Source organism: Thiohalocapsa halophila (assembly GCF_016583825.1).
In the GTDB taxonomy this organism is placed as follows: domain Bacteria; phylum Pseudomonadota; class Gammaproteobacteria; order Chromatiales; family Chromatiaceae; genus Thiohalocapsa; species Thiohalocapsa halophila.
In genome coordinates this window covers 1-1242 of record NZ_NRRV01000196.1, presented here as the reverse complement: position 1 = coordinate 1242, position 1242 = coordinate 1, and the positions used below count along the sequence as shown (strand labels likewise).

Genomic DNA, 1242 nt, shown 5'->3' with positions numbered 1-1242 from the left:
CGTAAGCGATTAGAAAGACGATGGGGATGAGCAGCAGGAGCTGCAACATGGACACCTCAATGCCGAGGATGGCGCCCACAAGTCCGGTCATCAGAAACACGTTGATCACCGTACCGTTGATGTTGAGGAACGATCCCGTCCCGACCACGAATTGGCGCACCTCGGCGCGTAGGTGCGGGCAGAATTTTTTCACCATGTAGAGATTCAGCGGGGTGGCCAAGGCCTCCGAGGAGGTCGCCCACAACAAGGGATAAACCTTGACCCAGTAGTCCGCAAAATAGGATTGCAGGGAGAAATCCGGCAGCTGTCGCCTGGCGAGGGATATCAGGCCGGCATGCCAAACCCCGCAGACCACACCTGTCAGCAGGGCGCCAAGTACATAGATCAGGATCATGCCGAGGGAAGTCGTGATGTCGATGGGCATGCCGAGCATCGTCACCGTGCCTAGCTCGGAGAGCTCGACCTGTCCGGACAGCTCTCCCTCCAGGATCGACGGCAAAATGGTCACGTACGCGCCGACAGCGATCATCATGAAAGGAATAATCGGGACGATGCCACGCCCCAGATATTCTACGAGGTCGACCCCTTTGGACAGAACAGCCGCGGTTTTCGGCAGGCGTGTTGCCAGGACGACGGTGATGAGACTTGCATAGACCGCATAAAAGTAGACGCTGTGGGTCAGCATCCATCCCAAGGATTCCACAGACTTCGAGGCCGCTTCCAGGAAGCCGTCTGCCTGGGAGTACAATGGTAACCCGAACACCACGGTCGTTATGATCACTGCATAGAGACAGGCAAGTACTCGGGCTTTCGCGAACCAGACAATGGTGAAAGCGGCGAAACCCTTGCCGCCACGCGCACTGGCGACCAGTTTGATGAGGGTTGGCGTTAGAATGAGGTAGATCGCGACGGGCGCGATGTAGCTATAAGCATCGATAAAGCCTTCCATCAGCCCGCTGATAAACAGGGCGAAGCCCAGGGATTGATCGGCCCAAAACACCCCGATCATGAAACACAGCAAGGATATCCACGAGAGGTGCCGCTCCAAGGTCTCCAAGCCTTGGTCGGATCGCTGCAACAGGACTTCAACGAAGGTCGACATAGATGGGCTCCGTTCTGAGGTTTGTTGGAAGGTTCATGGGTTTCCGCATCGCGAGTCGAAGCCTCGAGCGAAACGTGTTGCTGTGGACTCACGGTTGAGACCAATCGGATCAGTTCCAGCCTGATCAGGCATGACGCCAC

At 56.6% G+C, this 1242-nt stretch carries 1 protein-coding gene; it reads right to left on the bottom strand.

The window, feature by feature from the left end:
• On the bottom strand, positions 1 to 1102 hold a 1102-nt coding region (locus CKO31_RS25930; protein ID WP_200243760.1), incomplete at its 3' end, for a hypothetical protein.
• Positions 1103 to 1242: the final 140 nt, after the last annotated feature.